The sequence below is a fragment of the Arthrobacter sp. Cza30 genome, assembly GCF_059090765.1.
In genome coordinates this window covers 51,205-72,366 of the sequence record NZ_JBNHGA010000007.1, presented here as the reverse complement: position 1 = coordinate 72,366, position 21,162 = coordinate 51,205, and the positions used below count along the sequence as shown (strand labels likewise).

24 protein-coding genes are annotated in these 21,162 nt (G+C 70.6%); 20 read left to right on the top strand and 4 right to left on the bottom strand.

Going from position 1 to position 21,162, the window contains the following annotated elements; genetic code table 11:
• The first annotated feature begins 72 nt into the window (after positions 1–72).
• On the top strand, positions 73–534 hold the full coding sequence (rbfA, locus tag AC5RVZ_RS23170) for a 30S ribosome-binding factor RbfA (protein WP_494067997.1): 462 nt from the start codon (positions 73–75) through the stop codon (positions 532–534).
• A gap of 110 nt (positions 535–644) precedes the next feature.
• On the opposite strand, the gene AC5RVZ_RS23165 is transcribed toward rbfA, so the two are convergent.
• Positions 645–1,772, bottom strand: a complete 1,128-nt coding sequence (locus AC5RVZ_RS23165) for a ScyD/ScyE family protein (RefSeq protein ID WP_494067996.1) — start codon at positions 1,770–1,772, stop codon at positions 645–647.
• A gap of 241 nt (positions 1,773–2,013) precedes the next feature.
• On the opposite strand from AC5RVZ_RS23165, the gene truB reads away from it, so the two are divergent.
• The 7 genes from truB to AC5RVZ_RS23130 all read left to right on the top strand — a co-directional run bounded on the left by truB (position 2,014) and on the right by AC5RVZ_RS23130 (position 9,168).
• Positions 2,014–2,922 carry a tRNA pseudouridine(55) synthase TruB gene (gene truB / locus AC5RVZ_RS23160; RefSeq protein ID WP_494067995.1) on the top strand — a complete coding sequence of 303 codons (909 nt, stop codon included), beginning with the start codon at positions 2,014–2,016 and terminating at the stop codon, positions 2,920–2,922.
• Positions 2,923–2,924: 2 nt separating this feature from the next.
• Positions 2,925–3,293 carry a hypothetical protein gene (locus AC5RVZ_RS23155; RefSeq protein ID WP_494068284.1) on the top strand — a complete coding sequence of 123 codons (369 nt, stop codon included), beginning with the start codon at positions 2,925–2,927 and terminating at the stop codon, positions 3,291–3,293.
• A complete protein-coding gene (locus tag AC5RVZ_RS23150; protein ID WP_494067994.1) occupies positions 3,290–3,763 on the top strand; it encodes a hypothetical protein in 474 nt (157 codons plus the stop codon). Before AC5RVZ_RS23155 ends, AC5RVZ_RS23150 begins: the two co-directional genes overlap by 4 nt.
• A 62-nt stretch (positions 3,764–3,825) precedes the next feature.
• Entirely contained in the window at positions 3,826–4,800 is a 975-nt protein-coding gene (locus AC5RVZ_RS23145; protein WP_494068283.1) for a bifunctional riboflavin kinase/FAD synthetase, read from the top strand.
• Positions 4,801–4,963: 163 nt separating this feature from the next.
• Complete coding sequence (rpsO, locus tag AC5RVZ_RS23140; RefSeq protein WP_493968104.1) at positions 4,964–5,233, top strand: 30S ribosomal protein S15; 270 nt, start codon at positions 4,964–4,966, stop codon at positions 5,231–5,233.
• Positions 5,234–5,548: 315 nt separating this feature from the next.
• Positions 5,549–7,792 (top strand): polyribonucleotide nucleotidyltransferase, encoded by a 2,244-nt coding sequence (locus tag AC5RVZ_RS23135; RefSeq protein WP_494068282.1) that lies wholly within the window; start codon positions 5,549–5,551, stop codon positions 7,790–7,792.
• Between the two features lie 2 nt (positions 7,793–7,794).
• The gene (locus AC5RVZ_RS23130) at positions 7,795–9,168 is read left to right on the top strand and encodes a M16 family metallopeptidase (protein WP_494067993.1); all 1,374 of its coding nucleotides are present in this window, start codon (positions 7,795–7,797) and stop codon (positions 9,166–9,168) included.
• Between the two features lie 90 nt (positions 9,169–9,258).
• Here the strand turns inward: AC5RVZ_RS23130 and AC5RVZ_RS23125 are convergent, their stop codons facing one another.
• Positions 9,259–9,597 (bottom strand): MoaD/ThiS family protein, encoded by a 339-nt coding sequence (locus AC5RVZ_RS23125; RefSeq protein ID WP_494067992.1) that lies wholly within the window; start codon positions 9,595–9,597, stop codon positions 9,259–9,261.
• Entirely contained in the window at positions 9,598–10,701 is a 1,104-nt protein-coding gene (moaA, locus tag AC5RVZ_RS23120; RefSeq protein WP_494067991.1) for a GTP 3',8-cyclase MoaA, read from the bottom strand.
• Positions 10,702–10,814: 113 nt separating this feature from the next.
• On the opposite strand from moaA, the gene AC5RVZ_RS23115 reads away from it, so the two are divergent.
• The 10 genes from AC5RVZ_RS23115 (at position 10,815) to AC5RVZ_RS23070 (ending at position 18,016) form a co-directional block, all read left to right on the top strand.
• A complete protein-coding gene (locus AC5RVZ_RS23115; protein WP_494067990.1) occupies positions 10,815–11,219 on the top strand; it encodes a TOBE domain-containing protein in 405 nt (134 codons plus the stop codon).
• A gap of 1 nt (position 11,220) precedes the next feature.
• Positions 11,221–12,021, top strand: a complete 801-nt coding sequence (modA, locus tag AC5RVZ_RS23110; RefSeq protein WP_494067989.1) for a molybdate ABC transporter substrate-binding protein — start codon at positions 11,221–11,223, stop codon at positions 12,019–12,021.
• A gap of 74 nt (positions 12,022–12,095) precedes the next feature.
• Complete coding sequence (locus AC5RVZ_RS23105; protein WP_494067988.1) at positions 12,096–12,908, top strand: ABC transporter permease; 813 nt, start codon at positions 12,096–12,098, stop codon at positions 12,906–12,908.
• On the top strand, positions 12,905–13,957 hold the full coding sequence (locus tag AC5RVZ_RS23100; protein WP_494067987.1) for a sulfate/molybdate ABC transporter ATP-binding protein: 1,053 nt from the start codon (positions 12,905–12,907) through the stop codon (positions 13,955–13,957). Before AC5RVZ_RS23105 ends, AC5RVZ_RS23100 begins: the two co-directional genes overlap by 4 nt.
• A gap of 125 nt (positions 13,958–14,082) precedes the next feature.
• The gene (locus AC5RVZ_RS23095; RefSeq protein WP_494067986.1) at positions 14,083–15,294 is read left to right on the top strand and encodes a molybdopterin molybdotransferase MoeA; all 1,212 of its coding nucleotides are present in this window, start codon (positions 14,083–14,085) and stop codon (positions 15,292–15,294) included.
• Positions 15,291–15,767: a cyclic pyranopterin monophosphate synthase MoaC gene (moaC, locus tag AC5RVZ_RS23090; protein ID WP_494067985.1), complete on the top strand. Its 477-nt coding sequence runs from the start codon at positions 15,291–15,293 to the stop codon at positions 15,765–15,767. The genes AC5RVZ_RS23095 and moaC overlap by 4 nt, the downstream gene beginning before the upstream one ends.
• Complete coding sequence (locus AC5RVZ_RS23085) at positions 15,764–16,255, top strand: MogA/MoaB family molybdenum cofactor biosynthesis protein (protein ID WP_494067984.1); 492 nt, start codon at positions 15,764–15,766, stop codon at positions 16,253–16,255. The genes moaC and AC5RVZ_RS23085 overlap by 4 nt, the downstream gene beginning before the upstream one ends.
• 57 nt (positions 16,256–16,312) lie before the next feature.
• On the top strand, positions 16,313–16,741 hold the full coding sequence (locus AC5RVZ_RS23080) for a molybdenum cofactor biosynthesis protein MoaE (RefSeq protein WP_494067983.1): 429 nt from the start codon (positions 16,313–16,315) through the stop codon (positions 16,739–16,741).
• 16 nt (positions 16,742–16,757) lie between these two features.
• Positions 16,758–17,513 (top strand): 4-hydroxy-tetrahydrodipicolinate reductase, encoded by a 756-nt coding sequence (gene dapB / locus AC5RVZ_RS23075; RefSeq protein ID WP_494067982.1) that lies wholly within the window; start codon positions 16,758–16,760, stop codon positions 17,511–17,513.
• Positions 17,510–18,016, top strand: coding sequence for a tetratricopeptide repeat protein (locus tag AC5RVZ_RS23070; RefSeq protein ID WP_494067981.1), 507 nt, complete (start codon positions 17,510–17,512; stop codon positions 18,014–18,016). The genes dapB and AC5RVZ_RS23070 overlap by 4 nt, the downstream gene beginning before the upstream one ends.
• A gap of 5 nt (positions 18,017–18,021) precedes the next feature.
• Here the strand turns inward: AC5RVZ_RS23070 and AC5RVZ_RS23065 are convergent, their stop codons facing one another.
• Positions 18,022–19,206, bottom strand: coding sequence for a heparan-alpha-glucosaminide N-acetyltransferase domain-containing protein (locus AC5RVZ_RS23065; RefSeq protein ID WP_494067980.1), 1,185 nt, complete (start codon positions 19,204–19,206; stop codon positions 18,022–18,024).
• A gap of 115 nt (positions 19,207–19,321) precedes the next feature.
• On the opposite strand from AC5RVZ_RS23065, the gene AC5RVZ_RS23060 reads away from it, so the two are divergent.
• Positions 19,322–20,125, top strand: a complete 804-nt coding sequence (locus tag AC5RVZ_RS23060) for an alpha/beta fold hydrolase (protein WP_494067979.1) — start codon at positions 19,322–19,324, stop codon at positions 20,123–20,125.
• 120 nt (positions 20,126–20,245) lie between these two features.
• Positions 20,246–21,157, top strand: coding sequence for a 4-hydroxy-tetrahydrodipicolinate synthase (gene dapA / locus AC5RVZ_RS23055; protein WP_494067978.1), 912 nt, complete (start codon positions 20,246–20,248; stop codon positions 21,155–21,157).
• Positions 21,158–21,162 lie beyond the last annotated feature (5 nt).

The window sequence follows — 21,162 nt, the reverse complement described above, 5'->3', positions numbered from 1 at the left end:
CAGCGGGCGTCCGGTGGCATCGCCGCCGGGCGCCCGCTGTTCCGCCATCAACACGAGAATTGAGGAGGGGTCATGGCAGACCCAGCACGCGCCGCCAAGATGGCCGACCGGATCAAAGTTGTGGTGGCCCAGGCGCTCGAGCGCCGGGTCAAGGATCCCCGCTTGGGATTTGTAACCATCACGGACGCCCGGGTGACCAACGACCTGCAGCACGCCACCGTCTACTACACGGTGTTCGGCGACGCCGAGGAGCAGGACGGCACCCGCAAGGCACTTGAATCCGCCAAGGGCGTCCTGCGGGCGGAAGTGGGCCGGAACATCACCGCCCGGCTCACGCCCACGCTGGAGTTCGTCGCGGACGAGATCCCGGTGAACGCCAGCCACCTGGAGGAGCTGTTGCGGGCCGCGAAGGCCAAGGACGCCGAGGTGGCGGCCCTGGCCGAAGGCGCCGCCTTCGCCGGCGAAGAGGACCCGTACCGCAAGCCCGAAGACGAGGACGAGGATGACGCCGGCCGCGGACCCCGTCCGGAATAGCGGCTTCCGCGCCCACTAACGGCCGCCGCGGCCCGACGGCCGTCGCACCAAAGGGTGGGCCGCCTGCTGTGCGCAGGCGGCCCACCCTTTTCCGGTATCGGCAGCGCGGATCAGTGCAGCCGGATCTTGATGACCTCGCCGGCGGGCGGTGTCTTCCCGGTGAAATCAGGCAGTGCATTCGTCGTCGCGTAGAGCCGGTCGCCGCGGATCTCCAGCGCACCCGGGGTGGTGGTCTCGAAGTACGTCCGCACCTTGTCGTGGCCCTTCTTCAGCACGGAGATCTTGTTGCCGAACATCTCGGCAATGTAGATGTCGCCGCGTGAGCTGACCGCCAGGTTGGTGGCGCCGGACAGGCCCCCCGCCAGCTGCACGACCTCCCCGGTGTGGGCATGGACCTTGAAGACGCGCCCCAGCGCGCCGATGCTCCCGTCTTCGGGACCGCCCGGCAGCGAGGTGACGTACAGCCAGCCGTGCCGGCCCAACTCCACGTCCGTGGGCACCGGCTCCAGGTAGTACTTCTGGCCGACCACGCAATCCGGCAGGCCCATCCCTGCCGCCAGCGCAGCGGTGACCCGGAAGGATGCCGGCGGCAGCACCGCTACTGTGCTGACCCGCTTGCTGTCCTTGTCGACCTTCAGGATGGCGTTGCCGCCGGCGTCGGCGACATAAATGCTGTGCCTGTTGGCGGCCGTGGCATAGGCGTTGGAGTCGACGTTGCCCTTGTACTTGGCCGGGATCCCCTCCGGAATCTTGTCCAGGCACTGCCGGTCCTCCACATGGCGGAAGCCGTAGGTGACGCGGCCGTCCGGGTTGTGCTTCTTCTCATACGCCGCCACGTCGGCGATCTTCTTCGGCGCGGCCTCGTCGTCGTGCAGGTCCAACGACTTGATCCACTGCACGTTCGGCAGCCCGTCCATGCCCCCGGCACCGGTGCCCTCGGAGAAGTAGAGGGTGTGCCTGTAGAGGGAGGCGGACGCGACCTGGGGGCCGCCGGAGCGGTACAAGACTTCGGGATCGCCCTGGCGCTTGATCCGGTTCAGGACGCCGGCGAAGTTCTGTGTCACGAACAGGCCGTGCCGGCCGGCCGCAAGACTCAGCGGCGATTGCAGCCCCTCGGCAAGCACGGTCGCCGACGGAGGCTCCGGGTTCTCCCGGTGGGCCGATGACGGTGCCAGTCCGGTGCCGAACGCAAGTCCGAGCGCCAGGGGAAGGGCGAGATACAGCGATGGTTTTTTCACGATGAAGCTCCTGAAGAGAGCCGCGGGGCACCCCGGACGACTCGCAGGCGGGCGGAGTGGCCGGAGAACAAGGGCAAGTGATGCCGAAGAGGCGACTGTGCCGCTGGCCTGCTGAGATCCCTTGGAGGCCGCATCGACGGCACGCAGTGTGCTCAAAATATTGCAGCCCCCGGAGGCTGTCAACGATGTACGCTTTAAGCCCCGACCGGCCGTGTTCGCGGGACGCCATATACTGAAAGGCGTGACTTCTGGCCTGCTCCGTTCCGGATTGATACTCGTCGACAAGCCGCAGGGGTGGACCAGCCACGACGTTGTCGGGCGCATGCGCCGCCTGGCCGGAACGCGGAAGGTCGGCCACGCCGGCACCCTGGACCCCATGGCCACGGGCGTGCTGGTGGTCGGCGTCAATAAGGCCACCCGGCTGCTGACCTACATCGTCGGCGCCCCCAAGACGTATGACGCGACCATCCGGCTGGGCCAGTCGACAGTGACCGACGACGCCGAGGGCGACGTCACCGCGGAAACCATCGCCGCGGCCGTGACGGAACAGCAAATCAGGGACGTCGTCGCCGAACTGACCGGGGAGATCCTGCAGGTGCCGAGCAGCGTCTCGGCCATCAAGGTCAACGGCCAGCGGTCCTACGCGCGCGTGCGCGCCGGACAGGACGTGGTGTTGGCCGCCCGGCCGGTCACGATCCACCGGTTCGAGGTTCACGGCATCCGCCGCGGCCGCGGCGGGAAGGTGCAGGACGTGGACGTCACCGTCGAATGCTCGTCGGGCACCTACATCCGGGCCCTGGCCCGCGATCTCGGGCAGCGGCTGGGCGTCGGCGGGCACCTGACGGCCCTGCGCCGGACCCGAGTAGGGCCGTTCCGGATCGAAGACGCAGCCACGCTGGATGAACTGGCCGAGGACCTGCAAATGACGGGACTGGACGAGGCCGCCCGGGTGCTGTTCCCGGTCCGGGAACTCAGCGCCACCGAGGCCGACGACGTCTCGCACGGCCGTCGCATCCCGGCCGCGGGAGCACCCGGCGCGACGGCGGCGTTCGCCCCGGACGGATCGCTGGTGGCGCTGCTGGAAGACAACGATGCGCAAGCCAGGCCCCTGCTGGTGTTCGCACCGGGAAACGAGGCGGAAGCACAGTGATCATCGACGGTTTTTTCATCGCCGGCACGGTGGTCACCCTGCTTGCCGCCGTCGTCTGCGTGGTTGCCGCCCTCCTGAAACACGGCCCCAACGACGTCACGATTCTCTCGGTCGCCGCGGTGGAGCTGTTTCTGCTCGTCTACGGGGCGGCCGGTATCATCAGACAGGCTTCCGGTGAGCCCGTCAGCGGGGAAACCTGGGAATTCTGGGGCTACCTGATCACCGCCTTGCTGGTCCCGGTAGCAGCCTTCTGGTGGGCCATCATGGACCGCAGCCGGTGGAGCAACGTGGTGCTGGGGGCGGCGGGAATCACGGTCTTCGTGATGCTGGTGAGAATGGAACAAATTTGGGACGGAGCGATCGCCGTATGAAATCCGGCCAGGAACAACAACGGGCCAGGCACACCCGGGACGTGAACGCCGCCGCCGGCCGCGCCACCGGTCCCGGGCGGCTCCTGGTGGCGGTCTACGGGGTCTTCGCGCTCTCCGCCACCGCCCGGGCGGGCTACCAGATAGCCACCAAGTTCTCGGAAGCGCCGGTGGCCTACCTGCTGTCCGCCTTCGCCGCCGTCGTGTACATCCTGGCGACCGTTACGCTGGCCAGGTCCGGCACCCGCTCCTACTGGCTGTCGGTGGCCGCCGTGAGCATCGAACTCGTGGGAGTCCTGGCCGTCGGGCTGCTGAGCGTGCTGGATCCCCAGCTGCTTCCGCAGGACACGGTGTGGTCCGGCTTCGGCAAGGGCTACGGATACATCCCCCTGCTGCTGCCGGTCATCGGCCTGTGGTGGCTGTGGCGGCACCGGCCGGCGGCGGGCCCGAAGCCCCCCGAAGGTCGTCCATAATGGAAGGGGTCCCGGCGACGGGGCCGCACCCGCTGAAGGCCCCGATCGACGAGGAGTTTACTGTGCACTACTGGAAAGACCTGGCCGACGTACCCCGCGGCTATGGTCCGTCAGTGGTGACACTGGGAAATTTCGACGGCGTCCACCGCGGTCACCAGCAGGTGCTGCGCCGCCTGGTGGAGACCGCTTCCGCCCGCGGGACGCGGGCGGTGGCGATTTCTTTCGATCCGCATCCTTCCCAGGTCCATCGACCGGACGCCGCCCCGCAGCTGATCATGGGACTGCAGGACCGGGTCGAGGCGCTGGAGGCCAGCGGCCTGGACGGGCTGCTGATGATGACCTACACGCTGGAACTGGCCGGCGAAACCCCTGAGGAGTTCGTCCGCAAAGTCTTCGTGGAGACCCTCGGCGCGACCGCCGTCGTGATCGGCCACGACACCCGGTTCGGGAAGAACAACGCCGGCGACCTGAACACCATGCAGGAACTGGGCCGCCAGTTCGGCTTCACCGTCGAGGTCGTCGACGAATATGAGACCGATGCGGACCTCGACGCCGCCGGCGGCGGCCGGCGCTACTCGTCGTCCTGGGTCCGGGAAGCCCTCGCCGCCGGGGATGTCGCCACGGCGGCGGACGTGCTCGGACGCACCCACCGGATGCGCGGCGAAGTGGTGCACGGCGACGCCCGCGGCCGCGAACTGGGTTTTCCCACCGCGAACCTATCCAAGCATGCAACAGGCATGATCCCCGGCGACGGCGTCTACGCCGGCTGGCTGGTGGACCAGCACGGCACCAGGTGGCCGGCCGCCATCTCGGTGGGCTCGAATCCGACCTTCGAGGGTGCCAGCCGCCGGGTCGAGGCGCACGTCATCGACCGGCCGCAGGAGGACACGGACGACTTCGATCTCTACGGGCAGCAGGTGGTGGTCGAGTTCGTGGAACGCCTGCGCGGCATGGTGGCCTACACCGGTCCCGAGGCCCTGATCGCGCAAATGCGCGACGACGTGGTGCGTACCCGAAGCCTGCTTTCGACAGACTAAGCCCGCAACAGGTAAACTGGCCGATGGATTCGGCTGCGGTCCGTGGCGGCTGTATCCCTCCGTGCTCTGCTGCCGGCAAGCCTCTGGCGGCCGGCGGAGACTGCGGAGCCCCCGGCAGCGAAGTGCTGACTCGGGCCTCACGGCACAACTTCTAGGAGTTACTGTGGCATTAGACGCCGCGCTCAAGCAGGAAATCATCAAGGAATACGCCACGCACGAGGGCGACACGGGTTCTCCCGAGGTTCAGATCGCTGTTCTGTCCCGTCGCATCTCCGACCTGACGGAACACCTGAAGATGCACAAGCACGACCACCACACCCGCCGGGGCCTCATGGCACTGGTCGGCCGCCGTCGTCGCATGCTCACCTACCTGCGTGACACCGACATCACGCGCTACCGTTCGCTCATCGAGCGCCTCGGCCTGCGCCGCTAGTCAGTGACGGAGGCGGCTCTTCCGTCCACTGCCAAAGGGGACAGGAGAGCCGCCTTTTTCCTACCGCGCCGGTTTGCGGCGCGGCAGGAGCACGGCCGCCGGGAGACCGCCGGCCGACAACTACATCAACTGGAGACTTTCGGTATCGCGGCATTCGCGGTCCTCGGTAGTGGCTTCCGGGACGCCCCTTGGGGGCTTGCCCGTAGGTCTCGATCGAAGACCGGGTGGCGTACAGGCAGGCTGGCCGTTAAACGGCCTCGCAGGTTTGGGCAGATACCGGCAGCCTCCGCACTCGAAGAAACGGAGGTGACTCTCTTGGAGGGTCCCGAAATTCAGTACTCAGAAGCTGTCATCGACAACGGCCGGTTCGGCCAGCGCGTAATTCGGTTCGAAACCGGCCGCGTAGCCCAGCAGGCGGCCGGCTCGGCGATGGTCTACATCGACGAAGACACTGCACTGCTCTCCGCCACCACGGCGGGCAAGTCCCCGCGCGAAGGCTTCGACTTCTTCCCGCTGACCGTCGACGTGGAAGAGCGGATGTACGCCGCCGGCCGCATCCCGGGCTCGTTCTTCCGCCGCGAAGGCCGCCCGTCCACCGAAGCGATCTTGGCCTGCCGCCTGATGGACCGCCCGCTGCGCCCCGCCTTCGTCAAGGGGCTGCGCAACGAGGTCCAGGTAGTGGTGACCGTGTTGGCCATCAATCCCGACGTCATGTACGACGTCGTCGCGATCAACGCCTCCTCCATGTCCACCCAGCTGAGCGGCCTGCCGTTCTCCGGCCCGATCGGCGGCGTCCGCGTGGCGCTCGTGGACGGCCAGTGGGTGGCCTTCCCGAAGCACTCCGAACTGGAGCGCGCCGTGTTCAGCATGGTGGTGGCCGGGCGCATCGCCGCCGGCAACGACATCGCCATCATGATGGTCGAGGCTGAGGCCACCGACAACGCCTGGAACCTGATCAAGGAAGAGGGCGCCACCGCGCCCACCGAAGAGGTCGTGGCCGAGGGCCTCGAGGCCGCCAAGCCGTTCATCCGGGCGCTGTGCGAGGCCCAGTCCGACCTGGCCGCCCGCGCGGCCAAGCCGACGGTCGAATTCCCGATCTTCAAGGACTACGAGGACGATGCCTTCGCCGCCGTGGAGTCCGCCGCAGCTGCCAAGCTGACGGAAATCTTCTCGATCGGCGACAAGCAGCAGCGCAACGAGGCCGCAGACGCCTTCAAGGCCGAGATCCTGGCGCAGCTGGCCGGCACCGAGACGGCGGAATTCGCCGGTCGCGAGAAGGAAATTTCCGCGGCCTTCAACGCCGTGACCAAGAAGGTTGTCCGCCAGCGGATCCTCACCGAGCAGGTGCGCATCGACGGCCGCGGGCTGAGCGACATCCGCAAGCTGACCGCCGAGGTCGAGGTCCTGCCCCGCGTCCACGGCTCGGCCATCTTCGAGCGCGGCGAAACCCAGATCCTGGGCGTCACCACGCTGAACATGCTGAAGATGGAACAGCAGATCGATTCGCTGTCGCCGGTGACGCGCAAGCGCTACATGCACAACTACAACTTCCCGCCGTACTCCACCGGTGAGACCGGCCGCGTGGGCTCGCCCAAGCGCCGCGAAATCGGCCACGGCGCGCTGGCCGAGCGCGCCCTGGTGCCGGTGCTGCCGTCGCGTGAAGAATTCCCGTACGCCATCCGCCAGGTCTCCGAGGCGCTGAGCTCCAACGGCTCCACCTCCATGGGCTCGGTGTGCGCCTCCACCCTGTCCCTGCTCAACGCCGGCGTGCCGCTGAAGGCCCCGGTGGCCGGCATCGCCATGGGACTTGTCTCCGACCAGGTCGACGGTGAAACCCGCTACGCGGCGCTCACCGACATCCTGGGCGCCGAGGATGCCATGGGCGACATGGACTTCAAGGTCGCCGGTACCTCGGAGTTCGTTACCGCCATCCAGCTCGACACCAAGCTCGACGGCATCCCGGCGTCCGTGCTGGCCGCCGCCCTGAAGCAGGCCCGCGAGGCACGGCTTCACATCCTCGGCGTGATCAATGCCGCGATCGACCAGCCGGACGAAATGAGCGAATTCGCCCCGCGGATCATCTCGGTCAAGATCCCGGTGGACAAGATCGGCGAGGTCATAGGCCCCAAGGGCAAGATGATCAACCAGATCCAGGAAGACACCGGCGCGGACATCTCCATCGAGGACGACGGCACCGTGCTGATCGGCGCGACCGACGGCGCGGCCGCCGAAGCCGCCCGCGCCGCCGTCAACGCGATCGCCAACCCGCAGATCCCCGAGGTGGGCGAGCGCTACCTGGGCACGGTCGTGAAGACCACCACCTTCGGTGCCTTCGTGTCGCTGACCCCGGGCAAGGACGGCCTGCTGCACATCTCCGAGCTGCGCAAGCTGGCCGGCGGCAAGCGCGTGGACAACGTCGACGACGTGGTGTCGGTGGGCCAGAAGGTCCAGGTCGAGATCACCAAGATCGACGACCGCGGCAAGCTGTCCCTCGCCCCCGTGGTGGCCGAGGACGCGGCAGCCGACGAGGCGTCGGCCGAAGAGGCCGTGGCCGAGTAAGCATGACCGTCGTCGCCCTGCCGCTGGTCGGCAGCATGCAACATGCCGACGCCACCGAGCTCGGCGGGTCGGACCCCACACTGGTCCACGGCGAACCTGGCGGCGCCATCGTGCGCCGCTCGGTGCTGCCCGGGGGAGTGCGGGTGCTGACCGAAGCGATGCCCGGCCAGCGGTCGGCGACGATCGGGTTCTGGGTTGGTGTTGGCTCGCGGGATGAAGCCGCGGGCCAACACGGCTCGACCCACTTTCTGGAGCATCTGCTCTTCAAGGGCACCAGGCGCCGGACGGCGCTGGACATCGCCTCCGCCTTCGACGAGGTCGGCGGCGAATCCAATGCGGCCACGGCCAAGGAAAGCACGTGCTACTACGCCCGCGTCCTGGATTCGGACCTGCCGATGGCCATCGACGTGATCGCCGACATGATCACCTCCGCGGTCCTTGACCCGCAGGAGCTGGAGCAGGAACGCGGAGTCATCCTCGAAGAGATCGCCATGGACAATGACGATCCCGCGGACGTGTGCCACGAAAAATTTGTGGAGGCGGTGCTCGGCGGGCACCCCCTGGGCCGACCGATCGGCGGGACGCCGGAGGCGATCAAGGCGGTCGCCCGCGACTCGGTCTGGGCCCACTACCAGCGCTACTACCGGCCCGACGAGCTGGTGGTCACCGCTGCCGGCGGACTGGACCACGACGCGGTGTGCGCCCAGGTGCTCGCCGCCCTGGAGTCGGCCGGCTGGCACCTCGAGGCCGGTGCGGTCCCGGTGCCCCGGCGGGAGACGGCGGCCGCGGCCATCGCCCCCGTCGCCGGCACCTACGTGCACCGCCGCCCGGTCGAGCAGGCCAACATCGTCATGGGCTGCCCGTCCATTAACGCCACCGACGAGCGCCGCTTCGTCATGAGCGTGCTCAATGCCGTGCTGGGCGGCGGCATGTCCTCCCGGCTCTTCCAGGAGATCCGGGAAAAACGGGGCCTGGCCTACGCCACCTATTCGTTCTCCGGCGCCTACGCCGATGCGGGCTACTTCGGCATGTATGCCGGTTGCTCGCCGGCCAAGACCGGCCAGGTCATCGACCTGCTCGGGGCCGAACTCGACCGGCTGGCGGCCGACGGCATTTCCGCCGACGAGCTGCGCCGGGCCGTCGGCCAGCTTTCCGGCGGCATCGTGATGGCCCTGGAAGACAGCGGTTCCCGGATGTCGCGGCTGGGCCGCGCCGAACTGGTGTCGGGGGAGTTCCTGGACATCGACGAGTCGCTCGCCCGCATCGAGGCCGTGACCGCCGAGCAGGTCCGGGAACTCGCCGGCGAGCTGGCCGCGGCGCCGCGTGTGGTCACCGTCGTCGGCCCCTTCGACTCGGCGGCGGACTTCGGCCGCTAACCGGGAATTCGGCCGGTAACCGCGCCCCTGCCCGCCTCGGCGGCCGGCAACCGGCCGCCGCCCGCCTCCTCGGAGATGAGGGCGGCGCGGTCAGCCGCCGGCGAACGGCGGCAGGATGTCAATCACGTCGTCTGCCGCGAGCGGCGCCTGCCGGTCCTTCCACGCCACCTCGTTGCGCAGGAAACTGCTCCGGGCCAGGACCGACTCCATGGAGGGGGCGGACGATCTGCCCGGCGCGGCCGCCATCGGACGCCCGCCTCCGGCCGCGGGGCCGGCACCGGCGGGCACCGGTTCCTTCGCCGCCGCCGGGCTGTGCCGGGCGATGACCTCGCGCAGCACCGTGTCCAGCGTGCTGCCGTCGGGCAGCGGCAGGGATTCCTCCTCGACGCCGGCGGCGGCCTGCGCCGCCCCGAAATACCGGATGATCATCTATCCGCCTATCGCACTCATGGTCCGGTCCGGCTGGACGAAGTCCGTGCCGCCCAAACCCGCATGATCCATACCGTGGGCCTTGGGTTTGCCCCACATCGCAGTCCGCCACCGTTCCGCCACCGCCTCGTCGTCCGCGCCGGAGCGCAGGAGGTCCAGCAGGTCCGTTTCCTCGTGCGAGAACAGGCAGGAGCGCACCTTGCCCTCGGCCGTGACCCGGGTGCGGCGGCAGTCGGCGCAGAACGGTTCCGTCACGGAGGCAATGATGCCCACGGTGCCGGCGACGACGTCGGGGCGGTTCCGCCGCCGTACCTCCCACCGTTCCGCCGGGGCGCCGTCGCGTGCGCGCGGATCCGGGGAGAGCAGGAAGTCCGGCTCCAGCAGGGCGCGGATCTCGGCCGCCGCCAGCATGTTCTGCCGGGTCCAGCCGTGGTCGGCGTCCAGCGGCATCTGCTCGATGAACCTCAGCTCGTAGCCCCGTTCCACCGCCCAGTCCAGCAGCGCGGGCGCCTCGGCGTCGTTGATTCCGCGCATCAGCACCGCGTTGATCTTCAGCAGGCCCAGGCCGGCCGCGTCGGCGGCTTCGATGCCGGCGAGCACCCGGTCCAGGAAGGGGCGGCGGGTCAGCTGCGCGAACGTCTCCGGGTGCAGCGAGTCCAGCGAGACGTTGATCCGGGTCAGGCCGGCCGCCTTCAGGGCGGCCGCCTTCTTCTCCAGCCCGAGGGCGTTGGTGGTCAGCGACACCGGCAGGTCGGGGTGGTTGTTGCGCACGGCAGCGATGATGTCCACCAACCCTGCACGGACCAGGGGTTCGCCGCCAGTCAGGCGCAGTTCGCGCACGCCCAGCCGCCAGACGGCGATCCGGACCAGCCGGACCACCTCGTCGTCGCTGAGGACCTGTTCCTTGGCCAGCCAGTCCAAGCCTTCGGCCGGCATGCAATAGGTGCAGCGGAGGTTGCACTTGTCGGTCAGCGAGATCCGCAGGTCGGTGGCCACCCGGCCAAAGCGGTCCACCAGCGCCGGGCCGGTCCCTGCAGGGCGCGCCGGGGACGCGGCGGACGCGGTTCCGCCGGGAACCTGCGGCATTCCCAGATCAACGCTCATACCTCGAGGGTACCCGGCGGAGGGCAGCGGATGCGGGATGGCCCCGGCGGCGGCGACACCGGGCGCAACCGGAAGGTGTCGCGTTCCGCATTTGCGGAACTATACTGCTTCCCATGACGCAGATACGCATCTCGGATGCTGCGCGCTTCCTAGGGGTCAGCGACGATACCCTGCGGCGCTGGATCGACGCCGGCGCCCTGGCCAAGCACCGGGACGCCTCCGGCCGGGCGACGGTGGACGGCGCGGAGCTGGCCGCCTTGGCCCGGGAGCAGGCTGCCCTGCCGCAGGATCCCACCGGGATCGGCAGCTCGGCCCGCAACCGTTTCGTGGGGATCGTGACCGATGTCCGGCAGGACGCGGTGATGGCCCAGGTGGAGCTGCAGTGCGGTCCGCACCGGGTGGTGTCCTTGATGAGCGCCGAAGCCGTGCGGGACCTCGGCATCGAACCGGGGTCGGTGGCGGTGGCCTCGGTCAAGGCGACCATGGTCGCCGTCGAGACGCCGTCGGGGAGGAGCTGAGGTGCGCCACTGGCAGCGCCTGGCCGGCCCGGCGGCGGCCGCCGCCTGCGTCCTCGCGGGCAGCGCGTGCGCGGCGCCGGGGCCGTCGGGGGCGGGCGCGGCCGGCGGGGCGGACGGTTCCGGGCCGGAGGGCACGGTGACCGTTTTCGCGGCGGCGTCGTTGCACTCCGTCTTCTCCGGGCTGGCCGACGAGTTCGAGGCCGGCCACCCTGGCGTGGAGGTGCGCCTGAACAGCGGGGGTTCTTCCGACCTCGCCGCCCAGATCCTGGCGGGGGCCCCGGCGGATGTTTTCGCGACGGCCGACCAAACAACCATGGACCTGGTTGCCGGGCACGGACTGAACGACGGCCCGCCGGTGGTCTTCGCCACCAACGTGCTGCAGATCGCGGTGCCCGCCGCGAACCCCGCCGGCGTCTCGTCGCTGGACGACCTGGCCGACCCCGGGGTCAAAACCGTGCTGTGCGCACCCCAGGTTCCCTGCGGCGCCGCGGCCGCCGCCGTCCAGCACGCCGCCGTCGTGGATATCCCGGCGGTCAGCGAAGAGCAATCGGTCACCGACGTCCTGGGCAAGGTGCTCTCCGGCCAAGCCGACGCCGGCCTGGTGTATGCCACGGACGTGCAGGGCGCCGGAGGCAAGGTCCGCGGCATCCCCGTTCCGGAAGCCGGGCAGGCGGTCAACGCCTACCCGATCGTCGGCCTGAAGGGGACGGACAACCCGGCGGCAGCCGAAGCCTTCGTGGATCTCGTCACCGGGGACGCCGGCCGGCGGGCGCTGGCGGCGGCCGGATTCGGCCCGCCGTGACCGCAGCGCGGCGGCCGGGCCCGACCAGGGCGCCGGGCGGGAATGCGGACAACCTTCGGGACGAACGGGAGAACATGACGACGACGACGGCGGTGCGCGCCCCGGCGCCCTACTGGGTGTATCCGCTGGCTGCGGCCGGCGCCGTCTTCGTCCTGCTGCCGCTGGCCGGGATGGCCGCGCGCGTGAACTGGCTGGAGTTTCCACGGCTCGTGACCTCCGAGCCGGCGCTGGCCGCGCTGGGCCTGAGCCTGCGGACTGCCGCCGCCAGCACGGCCTTGTGCATCGTGCTGGGCATCCCAATGGCGCTGGTGCTGGCGCGCAGCAGTTTCCCCGGCCAGCAGGTCGTCCGGTCGCTGGTGCTGTTGCCCCTGGTGCTGCCGCCCGTCGTCGGCGGCCTTGCCCTGCTGTATACGTTCGGGCGCCGCGGGCTGCTGGGCGGCACCTTCGAAATGATCGGCCTCGAGATCGCGTTCTCCACCACCGCCGTGGTGCTCGCGCAGTCCTTCGTGGCGCTGCCGTTCCTCGTGTTGAGCCTGGAAGGTGCGCTGCGCACGGCGGGCACCAGGTATGAAACGGTCGCGGCGACGCTGGGCGCCCGGCCGTCCCGCGTCCTGCGCACGGTGACCCTGCCGCTGGTGCTGCCCGGGCTGCTCTCCGGGGCGGTGCTGTCCTTTGCCCGGTGCCTGGGCGAGTTCGGAGCCACGCTGACTTTTGCCGGAAGCCTGGAGGGAGTCACGCGCACGCTCCCGCTGGAGATCTACCTGCAGCGGGAAACCGATGCCGATGCCGCGGTGGCGCTGTCGCTCGTGCTGGTGGTGGTCGCCGTCGCGGTGGTGATGCTGGTCCACCGCAGGAGCGGTCCGGGCCGGGCGGCGGGTCTCCCATGAGCCTGGAACTGACCGCGCGGCTGCCGTCCCGCGGCTTCGACGCCGACTTCAGCGTCGCGGACGGAGAAACCGTCGCGGTGCTCGGCCCGAACGGGGCCGGCAAGTCGACCCTGCTGGGCTTGGTTGCCGGGCTGCTGCGTCCCGCCTGGGGCCGGGCGGAACTGGACGGCAAGGTCCTGTTCAGCGCCGGGCAGGCGCAGCCGGACCGCTGGGTGCCTGCCCATGCCCGCGGCGTCGGCCTGCTGGCGCAGGAGCCGCTGTTGTTTCCGCACCTGGGCGTCGAGGCCAACGTTGCCTACGGGTTGCGCAGCCGGGGAGCCTCCCGGGCCGATGCCCGCAGGGCCGCCCGGCATTGGCTGGCGGAAGTGGAAGCCTCCGGGCTGGCCGACCGCCGGCCGGGAGAGCTGTCCGGGGGCCAGGCGCAGCGCGTCGCGGTAGCCCGTGCGCTGGCGGCCGACCCCTCGCTGCTGCTGTTTGACGAGCCAATGTCCGCCCTCGATATCACGGCGGCCCCAGCCCTGCGCAGGCTGCTCCGCCGGGTGCTGGCTGGGCGGAGCGCCGTCATCGTCACCCACGAGCCGCTGGATGCGCTGCTGCTGGCGGACCGGGTGGTGGTCATGGACGGCGGGCGGATCGTCGAGCAGGGGCCGGTGCGCGAGGTGTTTGCCCGGCCGCGCAGTGCCTTCGCCGCCGGCATGACCGGCCTGAACTTCGTCACCGGCACCGCCACGGAGACCGGACTGGCCGGCGCCGACGGGACGCACTGGAGCGGCGAAGCCGAAGCCGGGCTGCGTCCCGGGGACCCCGCGGCGGCGGTGTTCCGTCCTGCCTCGGTGGCGCTGTTTCCCGACCTGCCGGCCGGCAGCCCGCGCAACGCCGTGGCGGCCACCGTGACCGAACTGGTCCCGCACGGCGGCCTGGTCACGGTCAGGGCCGGTGCGCTGGCCGCGGAGGTCACGCCCGCCGCGGTTTCCGACCTGTCGCTGGGGCCGGGGGAACGCGTGCACTTTGTGGTCAAGGCGGCCGAGGTTTCGATCTACCCGCGCTGACTGTTCGGTCCGGGGAAGCCCCGCGGTGCCGCCCGGGGCCGTCACCTAGGATGGCAGCAGAACATGCACGCGCGGCACCCTTTCCGGCACCCGGCCGTCGGTTCCGCCTGCGACAAGGAGGGCCAGTGACACAGAGCGTTGCCGGGCATTGCGCCGTCGTCGAGGAATTGCTCGGTCACGCCGCACGGGACTGCCTCGCCGGGAGCGAGACGGTGGACCTGGCGGCGGCCCTCGGGCGGGTGCTGGCCGCCGACGTGGCCGCGCCGATGAGCCTGCCGCCCTTCGCGAACTCGCAGATGGACGGCTACGCGGTCCGCAGCGCGGAGACCGCCGGGGGAGCCGGGTTCGCCGTGGCCGCGGCGATTCCGGCCGGCTATGCCGCCCCGGCGCTGCCGCCGGACTCTGCCGCGCCGATCATGACGGGGGCGATGCTGCCCGCGGGGGCGGACGCCGTCGTGCCGATCGAGGAAGCGGTGCCGGACTCTTTCCTGGCCGAGGGCGAGGGAGGCACGGTGACCCTGCCGGAAACCGCGGCCGGCCGGTTCGTCCGCGCCGCCGGCAGCGACATCGCCGCCGGCGACCTCGCGCTGGCGGCCGGAACGTTGCTGAAGGCGCCGCAGCTGGGCCTGCTCGCGGCGCTCGGCCTGGCCTCCGCCGAAGTGCGGCCGCGGCTGCGGGTGCTGCTGCTGAGCACGGGCGACGAGGTGGTGGCCGCCGGCGCCCGGCTGCGGGCCGGACAGATCTACGATGCCAACAACACCCTGCTGGCGGCCTCGCTGCGGGAGGCCGGCTGCGAGGTGGTCTCCAGCCGCATCCTGGCCGACTCCGCGCCCGAGTTCCGCCGCCGGCTCGACGACGACCTGCGCCGCCACGGCGCCGACCTGGTGCTGACCTCCGGCGGAATCTCCAAGGGCGCCTTCGAAGTGGTCCGGCAGGCGCTCGAGCCCGATGGGGTGGCTTTCTCCTCGGTGGCGATGCAGCCGGGCGGGCCGCAGGGCGCCGGCCGGATCGGTGACGCGGTCTTCCTCGCCTTCCCGGGCAACCCGGTCAGCTGCCTGGTCTCGTTCGAGATGTTCCTGCGGCCGGCGCTGACGGCGGTGCTGGGAGCCCCCGCTCCGCGGGCGGTGCTGCGCGCCCCGCTGGCGGAAGCCGCGGAGTCGCCGGCCGGCAAACACCAGGTGCGGCGCGGCCGTTACGACGGCGGACGGGTGCAGCTGGTGGGCGGAGCGGGGTCCCACCTGGTGCACGCGCTGGCGCAGTCCAACGCGCTGGTCCACCTGCCCGTGGGGGTGGAGCGCGCCGAAGCCGGCCAGGACGTGGAAATATGGCTGCTATGAGTGAAGCAGAACGCCTGACCCACGTCCGCGAGGACGGCACGGCGCACATGGTCGATGTCAGCGGCAAGGACGAAACCACCCGGGAAGCCACGGCGCAGGCCGTGCTAACCACCCGCCCCGACGTGGTGGAACTCCTGGCCGCCGGTTCGCTGCCCAAGGGCGACGCGTTGGCCGTCAGCCGGGTCGCCGGGATCATGGCGGCCAAGCAGACGCCGCAGCTGATCCCGCTGTGCCACCCGCTGCCGATCAGCAAGGTCACGGTCGACTTTTACCCGGCCGCGGAGTCCGTGCGGATCGAGGCGACGGTGAAGACGCGCTCGGTCACCGGCGTGGAAATGGAGGCGCTGACCGCCGCCTCGGTGGCGGCACTGAGCCTGTACGACATGGTCAAGGCCGTGGACAAGCACGCGGTCATCTCCGACATCAAGGTGCTGGCAAAATCCGGAGGCAAGAGCGGGGACTGGGCGCTGTGAGCGCCAGGACCGCCGGCATCATCGTTGCCTCCACCCGCGCCGCGGCCGGCGCCTACGAGGACGAATGCGCCCCCTTGATCTCCGAGTGGCTGGCCGGGCACGGCCTGGCGGCCGGCGTCCCCCAGATCGTCGCCGACGGCGAACCCGTCCGCCAGGCGCTGCGGAAGATGCTCGCCGCCGGGCCCCGAGTGATCGTCACCAGCGGAGGCACCGGACTGGCCGCCGACGACCGCACCCCGGAGATCACCGCCGTCGCGCTGGAACGGGAGTTGCCCGGCGTGATGGAAGCTATCCGCGACTACGGGCGCACCAAGACCCCGCTGGCCGCGCTGAGCCGGGGCGTGGCCGGAACCGCCGGGTCCACCTTTGTGGTCAACCTGCCCGGCTCTCCCGGGGGAGTGCGCGACGGCCTGGCCGCCCTGGATCCGCTGATCGGGCACATCTGCGCGCAGCTGGAAGGCGACACCGACGCCGGCCATGCCGGCTGACGCCGCACCGGGCCGGCCAAGGGATACTGGAAGCATGCAGCCGATGAGAGGACAACCATGACCAGCACGGTGCTGTACGCCGCGGTGACCGGCGAGGCGATCGACGCGGGCGAGGCGACGGCCGCCGTGGATTCGGCCGACTGCGGTGCGGTGGTCAGCTTCAGCGGAGTGGTCCGCAACCACGACGGCGGCCAGGCCGTGGCCGCGCTGTCCTACTCCGCCCACCCCAGCGCCCAGCGCGTGATCGCCGAGGTCGCGGGGCGCATCGCCGCGGATCACGACGGCGTGCGCATCTGGGTGGCGCACCGCACCGGCCCGCTGGCGATCGGCGACCCGGCCCTGGTCGCCGCCGTCGCGTCGGCGCACCGCGCCGCGGCCTTTGCCGCCTGCTCGGAACTGGTGGACCGGATCAAGGAAGAGGTGCCCGTGTGGAAGGAACAGCACTTCGCCGACGGCAGCACCGAATGGGTCGGCATCGGGCAGTAGCGATACGCTGGAGGACATGACTGAGCAACTTGCGGTGGCCGTGCTGGGCGCCGGCGGACGGATGGGCAGCGAGGCCGTCGCGGCCATCCAGGGTGCCCCAGACCTGGAGCTGGTGGCCGCGCTGAAGCGTGGCGACGCGCTGGAAGAGCTGGTGGCCGCGGGGACGCAGGTCGTGGTGGACCTGACCACCCCGGACAACACCGAGGCCAACGTCCGCTTCGCCGTCGAGCACGGCATGCACGCGGTGGTCGGCACCACCGGCTGGGACCAGGCCAGGCGCGACTCGCTGGCTGAGCTGCTGGAACAGCATCCCGGAACGGGCGTGCTGATTGCCCCCAACTTCGCGCTCGGTTCCGTGCTGGCCTCGGCCTTCGCCGCCACCGCCGCCAAGTACTTCGAATCGGTGGAGATCATCGAACTGCACCACCCGGACAAGGTGGATGCGCCCTCCGGCACCGCGGTCCGCACGGCGCAGCTGGTGGCCGCCGCCCGCACGGACGCAGGCGTTCCCGCGGGCCCCGACGCCACCACCACGGCGCTGGATGGGGCCCGCGGCGCCGACGTGGACGGCGTGCGCGTGCACAGCGTGAGGCTGCGCGGCCTGGTGGCGCACCAGGAGGTGCTGCTCGGCGGGCCGGGCGAACAGCTGACCATCCGGCACGATTCATTCGACCGCGCCTCCTTCATGCCCGGCGTCCTGCTGGGCGTCCGGACCGTCGGCGGGCGGCCCGGACTGACCTACGGACTAGACGGGTACTTGGAACTTTCATGAGCAACGCCGAACACACGGGTCCCGCAGCGGACGGCGGCAACGGCCGCATCGGCTGGTATGCCCGGCACGGAGCCAAGATCTGGGTCGGCGTGATCATCGTCCTGCTGGTGGGCTACCTGGGCGCCACGCTGCAGCGGGCCTGGCTGATGCTCAGCGAACCCGACCCCGTGGCCAAGGGCCTGGGCATCGCGCTGGTGGTCCTGCCGGTCATCGGGGCCTGGGCGCTCAGCCGCGAATTGCTGTTCGGCGCGCGGATGTCCAGGCTGGCCCGGACCCTCGAGGCCGAAAACGGGCTGCCCGTGGACGACCTGCCGCGCACGCCCGGCGGGCGCATCGTGCGGGAGGCGGCCGACCGGGAGTTCCTGGTGTACCAGGCCGAGGCCGAAGCCGCGCCGGAGGATTGGCGGAGCTGGTTCCGCCTCTCGTGCGCCTATGACGCCGCGGGAGACCGCAAGCGCGCCCGCGAGTCGATGCGCCACGCCATCAGCCTCAGCCGTTCCTGAACGGTTCAGCGGCCCCGGCTGCCCGCCGGCCGCAGCGCCTCCCGGGTCAGCCGCGCCGCGGTGGAGGTCACCAGCTCGAACGGTCCCCGCCACCCCAGGGCCAGGAAGGCCATGCCCACCGCCACCGCCGCCGCTGCCTGCCACAGGTAGGTTGGCAGTTCCGGTGTAGCCGGCGGCAACGCGCTGAGCACCCAGACATGCGCGGAGTAGAGCGTCAGCGTCATCGCCCCGGCGCCCGCGAGCGGCATCAGCAGCCACGGCAGCCGGGACGTCAGCAGCAGGCACACCGCCAGGACCACGGCCGAGGTGCCCACCGTGTGCAGCAGGTCAAAGGTCGTTCCGGCATGCGGCGACGAGCCGCCCAGCCACCACCACGAGCCGCGCTGCTCGATCCAGCTCATGTTCACCTGGTACACGAGATCGAAGTCCGGCCGCCGCGCCGCCTCGGTCGCCGCGACCTCCGCATACCCGCCGAGCCGCTCCATCAGGAACCAGGAACCGGCCTTGGCGGCCACGGCCAGCACGGCGCCCGCCGCCAGCAGCCCCAGTTGCACGCCGGTGCGCTGCAGTTCCAGTCGCCCGATCAGCAGGCCCGCCAGCAGATAGCCCAGCCACTGCACCACGGGATAGTAGCCGGTGAGGAAAACATCGCTGAGCAGCGTGGCCGGCGTCAGCAGGTCGTAGACCATGGGGTTGTGGCCCAGCTCGGCCGGCTGCACCGCCGCTTCCGCCCAAGGCCGCAGCAGGTGGGCCAGCACCGGCGAGACGACGATCCAGCCGGCCGCCCACAGCGCCAGCACGCCGCGGCGCAACTGCAGGAACGGCAGCGCACACAGGAACAGCACGCCGTAATGGACCAGGATCACCGCGACGTTTACTTCCAGCGCGCCCAGCATCATGCCGACCGTGGCAATGAGCAGCGCCCGCACGGCAATGCCCCCGCGGTCCGCGGCAAGGCTCCCGCCCCGGTGGCCGCGGCTGCCGCCGGTGAGCAGCGCCAGCCCGACCCCGGCCAGGACCGCGAACAGCGCCGAAGAGCGCCCGGAGAGGACCAGGCCCACGAAGTTCGGCTGCGGGTCCGTGCCGGCGGTCCACGGCGCAAAGATGTGGGTCGCCATCATGCCCAGCAAGGCGATGCCGCGGGCGGCATCGATCCCGGCAATCCGCGGGCGGGTGGAACCTGGGCGCATGCACCGATAATCTCACAGCCGGCGTGGCGGCGGCCGTGAGACCAGCGGCCGGCACACGATACCGTGAGGGAATGAACAGGTTGGAGAACGCGGCTGCCGCACCCGTGGAGCGGCCATGATGGGATTTGCCGTCAACGGGGACGACGGCGTGCGGCTGGCCTTCGAGGACACGGGCACCGGGGAGCCGCTGCTGCTGGTCCATGGAACCGCCCTGTCCAAGGCCACCTGGCGGGGGCTGGGCTACCAGCGTGCCCTCAAGCCGCGGCACCGGGTGATCTCGCTGGACATGCGCGGGCACGGCCGCAGCGACAAACCGCACGACGAGGGCGCCTACACGATGGAGCGTTTCATGGGCGACGTCGAAGCGGTGCTGGACGCCTGCGGCCTGGACAGCGTGAACTACTTCGGCTATTCCTTCGGCGCGCGGGTAGGACTCGCGATGGCGGTTTACCGACGGCAGCGCCTGCGTTCGCTCACCATGCTGGGCGGAACGCACCGGAGCATGGCCGGCCAGGTCGGCAAGCTCTTCTTCCCCGACTACCTGGACGCGCTGGAGACGGGCGGGATGGAAGAGTTCCTCCGCCGCTGGAACGAGCGCCGCGCCGTGCCGGTGGACGCGGCCACCCGGCAGGCCTTTTTGGCCAACGACCCGGCGGCGCTTGCCGCCTACTTCCGCGCCGGCGAAGAGCTGCCCGGCCTCGATCCCCGCCAGGTCCAGCGGATCCGCTTACCCGTCCTGCTGATCGCCGGCAGCGAGGACCACCCACGCGCCGCGGAGTCGCGCCAGGCCGCCGCCTTGCTGCCGGACGGACACTTTGCCGAGCTGCCGGGCCTGGACCACGCCGGCTGCCTCGCCGCCCAGGACGAAGTGACCGCCTTGCTGACCGGTTTCCTGGGCCGCCTCCCTGCGCCCCGCTGACACGCCCGCCGGCCCCGGGCGCTGACGGCGGGCGGGAGCCGCCGCGCGTGACGTGAAACTCTGTGTCGCGCCTTGTACGCCATTGCCGATAGGGCCGACGGACACGGTAACGTTTTCCCTATGGTTGAGTCTGACGTTCGTGAGTATCCCTTTGGCACCATGGTCACCGCAATGGTCACCCCCTTTACCGAGGAGGGCGAGGTTGACTACGGGAAGGCAGCGGAACTGGCGGACAAGCTGGTCCAGGACGGATGCGACGGGCTCGTCGTCACCGGCACCACCGGCGAGACCTCGACGCTCACCGACGACGAGAACGAGGGCATGTTCCGGGCCGTCGTTGAGGCAGTGGGGGGACGGGCCAAGGTGATTGCCGGGTCCACCACCAACGACACCCGCCACTCGGTCAGTCTCTCCCGGCGCGCCGCCAGCGCCGGCGTGGACGGACTGCTCATCACCGCCCCCTATTACAACAAGCCGAGCCAGGCCGGCGTGCAGGCCCACATCGAGACCATCGCTTCGGCCATCGGCCTGCCCGTCATGGTCTATGACATCCCCGGCCGCGCCGGCATCAACATCGAGACGGAAACCCTGATCCGGCTGGCCGAGCATCCACTCGTCGTCGCGCTCAAGGACGCCAAGGCGGACTACGCCGCGACCACCCGCGTCCTGGCCGCCACGGACCTCGACGTCTACGCGGGCGACGACGGCCTGACCCTGCCGCTGATGGCGGCCGGCGCGGTCGGCGTGGTCAGCGTGACCGCGCACGTGGCCACCCGCCAGTTCCGGGAGCTCGTCGACGCCGCACTGGCGGGGGACTTCGCCACCGCACGCCGGCTGCACTTCGAACTGGACCCGATCATCCGGGCGGTGATGACACACATCCAGGGTGCGGTCGCCGCCAAGCAGATCTTGAAGTGGCAGGGCGTCCTGCCCAATTCGGTGGTCCGGCTCCCGCTGGTGGAACCGACGGAGGCCGAGCTCGCGCCGATCCGCGCCGACCTGGCCGAGGCCGGCCTGGCGCTGGGGGTCTGACCGCC

Coding starts and splice junctions, on each gene's coding strand:
- rbfA (WP_494067997.1), top strand. CDS start 73: ATGGCAGACCCAGCACGCGCCGCCAAGATGGCCGACCGGATCAAAGTT.
- AC5RVZ_RS23150 (WP_494067994.1), top strand. CDS start 3,290: ATGAAATCCGGCCAGGAACAACAACGGGCCAGGCACACCCGGGACGTG.
- AC5RVZ_RS23130 (WP_494067993.1), top strand. CDS start 7,795: ATGACCGTCGTCGCCCTGCCGCTGGTCGGCAGCATGCAACATGCCGAC.
- AC5RVZ_RS23125 (WP_494067992.1), bottom strand. CDS start 9,597: ATGATCATCCGGTATTTCGGGGCGGCGCAGGCCGCCGCCGGCGTCGAG.
- moaA (WP_494067991.1), bottom strand. CDS start 10,701: ATGAGCGTTGATCTGGGAATGCCGCAGGTTCCCGGCGGAACCGCGTCC.
- AC5RVZ_RS23115 (WP_494067990.1), top strand. CDS start 10,815: ATGACGCAGATACGCATCTCGGATGCTGCGCGCTTCCTAGGGGTCAGC.
- AC5RVZ_RS23105 (WP_494067988.1), top strand. CDS start 12,096: ATGACGACGACGACGGCGGTGCGCGCCCCGGCGCCCTACTGGGTGTAT.
- AC5RVZ_RS23100 (WP_494067987.1), top strand. CDS start 12,905: ATGAGCCTGGAACTGACCGCGCGGCTGCCGTCCCGCGGCTTCGACGCC.
- moaC (WP_494067985.1), top strand. CDS start 15,291: ATGAGTGAAGCAGAACGCCTGACCCACGTCCGCGAGGACGGCACGGCG.
- AC5RVZ_RS23080 (WP_494067983.1), top strand. CDS start 16,313: ATGACCAGCACGGTGCTGTACGCCGCGGTGACCGGCGAGGCGATCGAC.
- dapB (WP_494067982.1), top strand. CDS start 16,758: ATGACTGAGCAACTTGCGGTGGCCGTGCTGGGCGCCGGCGGACGGATG.
- AC5RVZ_RS23070 (WP_494067981.1), top strand. CDS start 17,510: ATGAGCAACGCCGAACACACGGGTCCCGCAGCGGACGGCGGCAACGGC.
- AC5RVZ_RS23065 (WP_494067980.1), bottom strand. CDS start 19,206: ATGCGCCCAGGTTCCACCCGCCCGCGGATTGCCGGGATCGATGCCGCC.
- AC5RVZ_RS23060 (WP_494067979.1), top strand. CDS start 19,322: ATGATGGGATTTGCCGTCAACGGGGACGACGGCGTGCGGCTGGCCTTC.
- dapA (WP_494067978.1), top strand. CDS start 20,246: ATGGTTGAGTCTGACGTTCGTGAGTATCCCTTTGGCACCATGGTCACC.